Annotated in this window: 9 protein-coding genes; 3 read left to right on the forward strand and 6 right to left on the reverse strand. The window is 64.3% G+C overall.

The window, feature by feature from the left end; translation table 11 throughout:
• Both JWR89_RS23270 and JWR89_RS23275 read right to left on the reverse strand, forming a co-directional pair.
• Window positions 1-676, reverse strand: a 676-nt coding sequence (locus JWR89_RS23270) for a bifunctional ornithine acetyltransferase/N-acetylglutamate synthase (protein ID WP_299720514.1), incomplete at its 3' end; no start/stop codon positions are given.
• 95 nt (window positions 677-771) lie between these two features.
• The gene (locus tag JWR89_RS23275; RefSeq protein ID WP_299720515.1) at window positions 772-1,077 is read right to left on the reverse strand and encodes a hypothetical protein; all 306 of its coding nucleotides are present in this window, start codon (window positions 1,075-1,077) and stop codon (window positions 772-774) included.
• 169 nt (window positions 1,078-1,246) lie between these two features.
• Between JWR89_RS23275 and JWR89_RS23280 the strand changes: the two genes are divergently transcribed.
• Window positions 1,247-1,717, forward strand: coding sequence for a hypothetical protein (locus tag JWR89_RS23280; protein WP_299720526.1), 471 nt, complete (start codon window positions 1,247-1,249; stop codon window positions 1,715-1,717).
• Window positions 1,718-1,805: 88 nt separating this feature from the next.
• Here JWR89_RS23280 and JWR89_RS23285 read toward each other — a convergent pair whose 3' ends face one another.
• The 4 genes from JWR89_RS23285 to JWR89_RS23300 form a co-directional block, all read right to left on the reverse strand.
• Complete coding sequence (locus tag JWR89_RS23285; protein ID WP_299720516.1) at window positions 1,806-2,807, reverse strand: tripartite tricarboxylate transporter substrate binding protein; 1,002 nt, start codon at window positions 2,805-2,807, stop codon at window positions 1,806-1,808.
• A 274-nt stretch (window positions 2,808-3,081) separates the two neighbouring features.
• Complete coding sequence (locus JWR89_RS23290; protein ID WP_299720518.1) at window positions 3,082-4,332, reverse strand: MFS transporter; 1,251 nt, start codon at window positions 4,330-4,332, stop codon at window positions 3,082-3,084.
• Between the two features lie 165 nt (window positions 4,333-4,497).
• Window positions 4,498-5,472, reverse strand: a complete 975-nt coding sequence (locus tag JWR89_RS23295) for a TAXI family TRAP transporter solute-binding subunit (protein ID WP_299720519.1) — start codon at window positions 5,470-5,472, stop codon at window positions 4,498-4,500.
• Between the two features lie 17 nt (window positions 5,473-5,489).
• Window positions 5,490-7,514, reverse strand: coding sequence for a TRAP transporter fused permease subunit (locus JWR89_RS23300; RefSeq protein ID WP_299720520.1), 2,025 nt, complete (start codon window positions 7,512-7,514; stop codon window positions 5,490-5,492).
• Between the two features lie 228 nt (window positions 7,515-7,742).
• Here JWR89_RS23300 and JWR89_RS23305 point away from each other — a divergent pair, with 228 nt between their 5' ends.
• Both JWR89_RS23305 and JWR89_RS23310 read left to right on the forward strand, forming a co-directional pair.
• Window positions 7,743-8,663, forward strand: coding sequence for a TAXI family TRAP transporter solute-binding subunit (locus tag JWR89_RS23305; protein ID WP_299720522.1), 921 nt, complete (start codon window positions 7,743-7,745; stop codon window positions 8,661-8,663).
• 128 nt (window positions 8,664-8,791) lie between these two features.
• Window positions 8,792-9,728, forward strand: a 937-nt coding sequence (locus JWR89_RS23310; protein WP_299720524.1) for an AMP-binding protein, incomplete at its 3' end; no start/stop codon positions are given.

Here is a 9,728-nt window from a genome sequence, read left to right on the forward strand (position 1 = left end):
TGACGCCGGCCTTGAGCAGCGCCTGCAGCGCCGGCGCCGAGATCGGCGCGTCGGTGAAGATGAAGGCCAGCATGGTCGCCATGTCCGGCGCGATCATGCCGGATCCCTTGGCCATCCCGTTGATGGTTACCTTGGCCTTGCCGAGCTTCACCGTGGCGGTGGCCACCTTGGGGAAGGTGTCGGTGGTCATGATCGCGCGGGCGGCGTCCATCCAGCCGTTGGGCGTGGCGGCGTCGGCCAGCTTGGCGAGCACGCCGTTGAACTTGCTGGCATCGAGCGGCTCTCCGATCACTCCGGTGGAGGCCAGGAACACGTCGTCCGCCTTGCAGCCGACCGCCCTGGCCGCGATGTCGCCGGTCAGCTTGGTGGAGGCGCGGCCGTTCTTGCCGGTGAAGGCGTTGGCATTGCCGGAATTCACCACCAGCGCGCGTGCAAAACCTCCCTTGGAAGATTTGCCGCCCTTCAATTTGTCGCGACACCACTCCACCGGGGCGGAGGGACATTTCGAGATGGTGAAAACGCCGGCCGCCGTGGTGCCCTCGTCCAGCACCGCCAGCAGCACGTCGGTGCGGCCCTTGTAGCGAATACCGGCCGCAGCCGTCGCAAGGCGCACGCCGGCGATGGCGGGCAGCTCGGGAACATCGGTGGGGGCGAGCGGGGAGACGGGGAGGGCCATGAGCGCTTTCAGCTTGCTGGAAAAGATGCCGCGCTCTGTAACACCTCCGCCGCTGCTGTGGGAGAGGCGATCGCTGTCATGCGCCCGTCACGCGCCTATCCCGGGCCGAACTTGAACTTGCCGTCCTCTTCGAGGAACGGGCCGCTGCGCATGTAGAGCTGGCCGTTCTCGCCGATGAAGAACAGCGTGTTCTTCGGTACCTTCTTGGCGCCCTTCAGCAAGAACTTGGCGTTACTGGTGCCCATCTGGTAGGCGAAGGTCTTGCCGTTGATGTCGTAGCCGTAGCCCATGTCGGGCGACAGCACCCACGGTGTCGGTGCAGGCGCCTGCGCATGGGCCGGACTGAACAGCGTGGTCAACGAGGCGGCAGCGTATAGCGCCATGAGGGCTCGAACGGTCATAGCATGATCTCCAAACTGCATTGCAGCTTGAACAAATCACGAACGTCATTCGTCCGTCAATATGACCTTGGATCACGATGACTTTGTGATTTCCCGCCGGGCGACTATCTTTTGACGACGGGCGGGACCGGATCACAACGATGCCGGCGATGGGGATGATTCGATGCGCATGTGGGTAATGGGTGGTCTGGTTCTCGGCGCGCTGGCTTTGGCGTCGGGAGTCGCGGCGGCGGATGACTTCAAGCTCAGCAGCAACCAGCGGATTTCCTGCGGCCGCGGCCTCAGCGCGGGCAAGCTCAGCACCGCGACCTGCCGCTCTTACGCCTATCTGTTCAACATCAGGACGTCCGAATACTTCCGCTGTTCGGTCAGCCTGGCGCTGACGCGCGACGCCAAGGAGATCATCAGCGTGCAGACCGATGGCGGCTGCGTGAAACGGCCGCGCGTCTTCGAGACCGATGGCAACTATTCGTTCGACGCCACCGAGACCGAGCCGCCGAACACCAATTCGTTTTTCGGCACCGGCGGCTATGCGGTCTGGGCCAGCGACAACGCCGCGCAAAAGGTTCGCGGCTGCATCATCATCGCCTCGGGGCTGGGCTCCGATGTGAGCAAGTGCATGGATATGAAGTTCGAGTAGCGGTGGAAGGCGGGTTAGCCGAAGGCGTAACGCGCCGCCCCGTTGCAGGAACGCGGCGGATCATGCTTCGCTGATCCGCCTTACGTCATTACTCCGGCTTGATGCCGGCGAACTGGGCGACCTTGCCCCACTTTTCGGTTTCCGACAGTACGAATGCCTGCATCGCGTCCGGCGAACCGCCGGTCGGCTCGGCGCCAAGCTTGCGCAGCCGCGTGGTGCCGTCTTCCGACTTGATGAACTTCTCGATGCTGGCGTTGAGCTTGTCGATCATCTCTTTCGGCGTCTTCGCGGGGGCGCAGACGGTGAACCACGAGGCGGCCTCGTAGCCCGGGACACCGGCTTCGGCGATGGTCGGGATCTCCGGCATCAGCGGCCAGCGCGTGGCGGTGGACACCGCGATCGGACGGATCGAATTGGATTCGGCGAACGGCTGCGCGGCCGGCAGGTTGTCGATCATCAGATGGACGCGGCCGGCGATCAGGTCGGTCAGCGCCGGCGCGCTGCCCTTGTACGGCACGTGCACGATGTTGACGCCGGTCATCGACTTGAACAGTTCGGTCGAGACATGCGCGGTCGAGCCGAGGCCGGGGGTGCCGTAGAAGAACTCGCCGGGCTTCGATTTCGCCAGCGCAATAAATTCGGCGACGTTCTTGACCGGCAGCGAATTGGTCACCGAGAACAGGTTCGGCACCTTGGCGATGATGATCACCGGTGCCAGATCCTTGATCGGATCGTACTGCATGTTCTTGAACACGAACTTGTTGATTGCATGCGTGCCGGGCGTGCCGACCAGGAAGGTGTAGCCGTCGGGATCCGCCTTGGCGACGAAGTCAGCCGCAATGTTGCCGCCGGCGCCCGGCTTGTTCTCGACCACGAACTGCTGGCCATATTCCTCGGAAATCTTCGCCGCGACGACGCGGGCCAGGATGTCGGTGGTGCCGCCGGCGGCGAACGGCACGATGAACTTGACCGGACGCGTCGGCCAGGCGTCGGCGGCGCGGGCGGTGCGCGTCAGCAGCGGCAGGCCGAGCGCAGCAGCGCCGCCGAGCATGACCGAGCGGCGGGTCGGGAGACGGGTGATCGCAGACATCGTCGAGTCCTTTTATACAGTGGAGGCCGCAATCACGCGCGGAAACGCGGCGGCGATGGTGTCGGTAACTAGAAGAGGATGGCCAAAGCCCGGCGAACACGAATGAACGAAAGCGACCGGGGAAATACAGCCGCGATAGCGGGCTGCTGGCAATCCAATTGCGCTGACACCAGGCAACGGTCTCTCCGAATCACCTCGGTCTCAGTGAGCCGAACTGGTCGCTGGCATGCTACGCGCTCGCTTTGGGCGTTGCCAGTGCAATGCAACACCATCCTTAAGCATTTGGTACCAGGCGAGGCCGGCCTGCGACATGCGGTCGCGTCTCGGGCATCAGTATGACAAACAGAAGCAGCCCGGCGCCGGCTACGCCGGCCAGCGCCAGGAACGCCGCGCTGTAGCCCGCGGAAACAACGATCAGGCCCGCCGCCGTTGTGCTCAAGGCGCCGCCCAGTCCCGCCGCGGTGGCGATGGCACCCTGGCTGATATTGAAATGGCCGGTGCCCCGGGTGAGGTCGGCGACGACCAGGGGGAACAGCGCGCCAAAGATTCCAGCGCCGACGCCGTCCAGCGTCTGCACGCCGACCAGCCAGTAGGGATTGTCGGACAGCGGATAGAGCACGCCGCGCAGCGCCAGCACGGCGAGCGCGCAGGCGAAGATCGGCTTCCGTCCCCAGTCATCCGCTTTGCGTCCGACGATGACGGCGACCGGCACCATCACGAGCTGCGCAGCGACGATGCAGACCGACATCAGCGTGGTACCCAGCTCGCGGTTGACCAGCGCGAGCTTCTGCCCGACCAGCGGCAGCATTGCCGCATTGGCGAAATGAAACATCACGGTGCAGGCCGCGAATACCAGCAGCGGCTTGCAGGTCAGCAACACCTGGAAGCCGGAAGGTTGGTCGCCATGGCCCGCGCCATCGCGTGTGGTCTCGTCGAGACCGCGCGCGACATGATCGTCGATCGCATCGCCCGGCACCGCCAGCGTGGCGAAAATACTGGCCGCGGCCATCGCCGCCATCAGCCAGAACACCACGATCGGCCCGAAGAAATAGGCGAAGCCGCCGGCCAGCGTTGCCGCCACGGCATTGCCGGCATGGTTGAACGCCTCGTTGCGCCCGATCCGCCGGGCGAATGCCTTCGGTCCGACGATGCCCAGCGTGATCGCGGCCAGCGCCGGCGCGAACACCGCGGCGGCGACCCCTGTGAGGGCCTGGGTGGTGGCGACAAAAAGGAAGCCGGGATACAACGGCAGCACGACCGAGCCGAGCGTGACGATGACCGCAGCGGCGATGACGACCGCGCGCTTGGCGGTGGTCCGGTCGATCAGCGCGCCCGCCGGCGTCTGGGCGATGATGCCTGCCAGCGCCGCCACCGACATCACCACGCCGATGCTGGCCTCGTCCCATTTCTGCACCGTGAGCAGATAGATGGCCAGATAGGGCCCCAGTCCGTCCCGCACGTCGGCGAGAAAGAAGTTCAGCGCATCCAGCGGGCGCGCGACATCTGCTGTTTCGACGCGCGCCAAACGATCCTCACGGTGGCCGGTATCCCTGACATCAAACTGCAATGCAGCCCGTCCGGTTCCATCAGCGGCGAGAAAATCGAGCGATGCTATTTCGATACCAGCCAAACGAAACGGCCGCGATCCCCCCGGATCGCGGCCGGATAGCGAAGTAAGCCGAGGGGTGGCTTACTTGCCGATGCCCTTTTCCTTGAAATATTTCAGCGCGCCGGGGTGGAACGGCACGGGGGAGCGTTCCTGGATCTGGTTGTCGAGCGAGAAGCTCTCGGCTTCCTTGTGCACGGCGACGATGTCGGCCTTCTTCTCCACCAGTGTCTTGACGATGTTGTAGGCGTCGTCGTTGCTCATCTTGTCGCCGGTGACGATGATGTTCCAGACTTCGGTATTGGCATTATCCTTGTCCATGCCTGGATAGATGCTCTTGCTGATGCTGGAGGCCGAATACAGCTTGCCGTACTTCGCGTTCATTTTCTCGGCGAGGTCGCTGTGGTCGATCAGTTTCATCTTGGTGCCCGGCGTCGCCGCCAGATCGGTGACCGCCGCGGTCGGCACGCCGCCGACCCAGAAAAACGCGTCGATCTTGCGGTCCTTGATGGCGTTGACGGATTCGGCGACGCCGAGGCGCTCGCGCTTCATGTCCTTGTCCTTGTCGAGGCCGGCGGCCTCGATGACTCGGAACGCCATCACTTCGGTGGCGCCGCCCGGCGAGCCAGTGGAGACGCGCTTGCCCTTGAGGTCCGACATCTTCTCGATGCCGGTGCCCTCGACCGTGACGATGTGCATGCGGTTCGGATAGACCACCAGCAGCGTCTGCAGCGGCACCTTGGCCTTGAACTTGTCCTGGCCGTTGAAGGCGTCGAGCGCGGCGTCCGCCATGCTGAAGCCGAATTCGCTCTGGCCGGAGGCGATCAGCTTCAGGTTGTCGATCGAGCCGCCGGTGACTTCCGCGGTGGCCTGGGTGTTCGGCAGCGCCTTCGACAGCACGTTGGCGATGGCGCCGCCGAGCGGGAAGTACACGCCGCCGGTACCGCCGGTACCGATTGCCATGGTCTTCTGCTGGGCGATGGCGGCGCCGGCCACCAGCAGACCGGCGGACAAGGCCGCAGCCAGCACCACCGTGGTCTTCCTGAATTTAGTCAGCATCATAAGACTCCCTTTTATTATACCGTGACGGCCGGTCTTGAAGGCGCCGGCGTTCTGTATTGCCATAGTAGGACACCCAGGCCGATGACGAGACCCGGGACATACGTATAGTTGATGTCGCGTCCGGTGAGCGATTCCAGCAAGGCCTCGATCAGGCTCGGAAACACCAGCAGCAGCCCTGATAGCAGGAGCAGGCCGCGTTCGAGCGGGGTGGTTTGTCGCAGCGCCCAGCTCTGCGCGACGGCAGCCAGCGCCAATAGTCCGAGCGTGGTCTTGATGGTGATCTCGACGATGTCGATCCAGGAGCCGCCCTTCGGAATCGCCAGCAACAGGCCGACGCCCTGCGGATCGAGCACGAACACGAACGGCACCACGAACGCCGGCAGCGTGTATTTCCAGGACTGCAGCGTGGTGCGGTAGGGGTCGCCGCCGCAGATCGCGGCGGCCGCGAACGGCGACAGCGCGGTCGGCGGCGACACTTCCGAGAGCACGGCGTAATAGAAGATGAACATGTGCGCGGCATAATCGGGGATGCCGAGCTTGATCAAGGCCGGCGCGGCGATCACCGCGCAGATGATGTAGGAGGCGGTGACGGGCACCGCGAGGCCGATCACCCAGACGATCAGCGCGGTGTAGATCGCGGTCAGCAACAGGCTGCCGCCGGCATAGGCGATCACGATCGAGGAGAACTTCAGCCCGAGACCGGTCAGCGTCACCACGCCCACCACGATGCCGGCGCAGGCGCAGGTGGTGGCGGCATTGAGCGCGCCGATCGAGCCATCGGCCAGCGCCTTGACCAGTTTCCGCGGCACCAAAGCGGTTTCCTTGCGCAGGAAGCTCAGCGCAAAGGTGACGGCGGTGGCATAGAACACCGACAGCGACGGCGAATAGCCGATCAGCATGAAGATCACGACCGCGATCAGCGAGATGAAGTGGAAGCCGTAGCGCTTCGTCATCTGGCCGAGGGTCATCTCCGGCTTGAAGTTGACATCGTGGGCGCCGAAACGCTTGGCATCGATCTCCACCATGATCAGCAGCGACAGGTAATAGAGACAGGTTGGAATCGTTGCCATCCAGATCACATCGAGATAGCTGATCTTGAGGAATTCGGCGATCAGGAACGCGGCGGCGCCGAGCACCGGCGGCGACAGGATGGCGCCGAGGCCGCCGGCCGCCAGCAATCCGCCCGCGGCGTTCTTCTCGAAGCCCGCTTTCGCCAGCATCGGATAGGCCACCGTGCCGATCATCACCGTAGTGGCCACGCCGGAACCGGAAGGGCCGCCGAGCAGGAACGACGACAGCACCACGGTGCGGCCGGCGGCGTTGGGTTTGTTGCCCATCAGCGCCAGCGAGAAGTCGATGAAGAATTTCCCCGCGCCGGACATCGCCAGGAATGCGCCGTAGATCGTGAACAGGATGATCAGCGTGGCGGAGACGTCCACCGCGACGCCAAAAATGCCCTCCAGCGTGATGAAGAGATGACCGACCAGCCGCGGCAGGTCATAGCCGCGATGCGTCCATGGCGCCGGCAGATGCGGGCCGAGCATCGCATAGGCGATGAAGAACAATGACACCACTGGCATGATCAGCCCGGTGGTGCGGCGGGTGGCTTCGAGCAGCAGCAGGATGAAGACGATGCCGACGACCACGTCCATGTGCTCCGGCACGGTGGCGCGGTCGGTGAAATCGTCGCCGCCCCACAGCGCATAGACGATGGTGCCGATGGCGACGATGCCCGGCACGATGTCCCACCAGCGAACGCGGTTGCGGAACCGGGTGGCCACCGGGAACAGCAAGAAGCTCAACACCAGCGTGAAGGCGACGTGGATGTAGCGCAGTTCCTGGGTCGGCACGATGGCGTAGGCGGCATATAGGTGGAAGATGCTCATCACCACGGCGATCGCGGTGGAGATCTTCCCGGCCCAGCCGAACAGGCGATTGGTCGCGCCTTCGTCCGCCTCGATATAGGCTTCGGCCTTCAGCAGGGCCTCGTTGGAAACCGCAACGGTTTCCTCGGTCGCGTGGGATTTCTCGTCAGCCATATTCCCCCCGGGAAGTTTCCCGTCGCCGGCTTGGCCGGCTGTTGTTTTTTGCAGCGCGCGCATTGATGCCGTTTTGTCGGGGTGTTGCAAGGGGTGACCGGTGGAACTTTGGTCGCGAGGCGGCTGGCGTGCTTGGCCGGCATCGCTTGACCGCGCTGGCGCCGCCGTCCACGTTTCCAGCAATGATCCGGGAGTGAAACAGTGACGTCTCGATCGATTGCAGTGGCCATGGCGATGGCATCCGTGCTGCTGACGCCGGCGGCCCAGGCGCAATCTCCCATCAATGTACTGACCGGCGGCGAGTCCGGCGTGTACTATCCGCTCGGCGTCACCATCGCCAAGATCTACGCCGACATTCCCGGCACCAAGGTGCAGGTGGAGACCACCGCCGGTTCGGTGGAAAACCTCAACCGGCTGCAGCAGGGCAGCGGCCAGATCGCTTTTGCGCTCGGCGATTCCCTGCGCGACGCCTGGGAAGGCGACGCCGACGCCGGCTTCAAGGGCAAACTCGACCAACTGCGGGTGATCGGCGCGCTCTATCCCAACACCATCCAGATCGTCGCCGCCCGGGCAAGCAACATCGCGACGCTGGCGGACCTGAAGGGCAAGAGCCTGTCGGTGGGGGCGCCGAAATCCGGCACCGAGCTGAACGCCCGCGCCATTCTCGCCGCCGCCGGCCTGAGCTACGCCGATCTCCGCGCGGTGGAATATCTGTCCTTCGCCGAGTCTACCACGCGGATGAACAAGCAGCAGCTCGACGCCGCGCTGCAGTCCGCCGGCCTTGGCGTCGTCTCGCTGCGCGAACTCAGCGACGCTACCGACGTCGTTCTGGTGCCGGTGCCGCGGGACGTGGTGGCAAAGCTGGGCGCGCCGTTCCAGCCCGGCGTGATTCCCGCCAATACGTATCAAGGGCAGGACAAGGATATCCCGTCCGCCATGGTGATGAATTATCTGGTGACCAGCGCCGCGGTGTCCGACGATCTCGCTTATCAGATGACCAGGCTGGTGTTCGACTCGCTGCCCGAGCTCGCCACCGCCCACTTCGTCGGCAGCGAAATCAGGCGCGAGACCGCCGCGGAAGGCGGGCCGGTGCCGCTGCATCCCGGCGCGATACGATATTACAAGGAAAAGGGCTTGATGAAACGGTAGCCCGGATGGAGCGAAGCGAAATCCGGGGAAAGACTCTCAGTTCGGGGAAACAGCCGATAGGCTGGCCCCGGATTTCATCCGGTCTACGCAGAACATAAAAAATTTGCGGCACCAACGGGAGCGACGCCATGAGCATTCACGACACCAGCCGTTATCGCGAAGTCCATGCCCGATCGCTCCAGGACCCCGAAGGCTTCTGGGGCGAGGCTGCGCAGGACATCGACTGGATCGAGCCCGCGCAAAAGATATTCGATCCGGCGATGGGCCTCTACGGCCGCTGGTTCGCCGGTGCCGTGGTCAATACCTGCTACAACGCGCTGGATCGCCATGTCGCGAATGGCCGTGCTGATCAGGTCGCGCTGATCCACGACTCGCCGCTGGCCGGCAGCATGACGAAGCTTACTTATGCCGAAATGCTGCACGAGGTGCAGGTGCTCGGTGCCATCATGCAGGACATGGGCGTCGGCAAGGGCGACCGCGTCATTCTGTATATGCCGATGGTGCCGGAAGCTGTCATCGCGATGCTGGCCTGCGCGCGGATCGGCGCGGTGCACAGCGTGGTATTCGGCGGCTTCGCGGCGAAGGAACTGGCGACCCGCATCGAGGACGCCAAACCGAAACTGGTCTTCTCCGCCAGTTGCGGCCTCGAGCCCGGTCGCCTGGTGCACTACAAGCCGCTGCTCGACGAAGCCATCAGGCTGTCCAGCGACAAGCCGGACGCCTGCATCATCCTGCAGCGGCCGCAGCACGGCTGCGACCTGATCGAAGGCCGCGATCACGACTGGGCCAATCTCCGCAGCAACGCCATCGCCGCGAAGAAATCCGCAGCCTGCGTGCCGGTGCTGGCCACCGATCCGCTGTACATTCTCTATACGTCAGGCACCACCGGCAAACCCAAGGGCGTGGTGCGCGACAATGGCGGCCATCTGGTCGCGCTGAAATGGTCGATGCGGAATCTCTACGGCGTCAGACCGGGCGAGGTGTTCTGGGGCGGCTCCGACATCGGCTGGGTGGTCGGCCACAGCTACATCGTCTATGCGCCGCTGTTTCAGGGCGCGACCTCGA

Origin of the sequence: Tardiphaga sp. (genome assembly GCF_028290785.1) — a bacterium.
Taxonomy (GTDB): Bacteria; Pseudomonadota; Alphaproteobacteria; order Rhizobiales; family Xanthobacteraceae; genus Tardiphaga.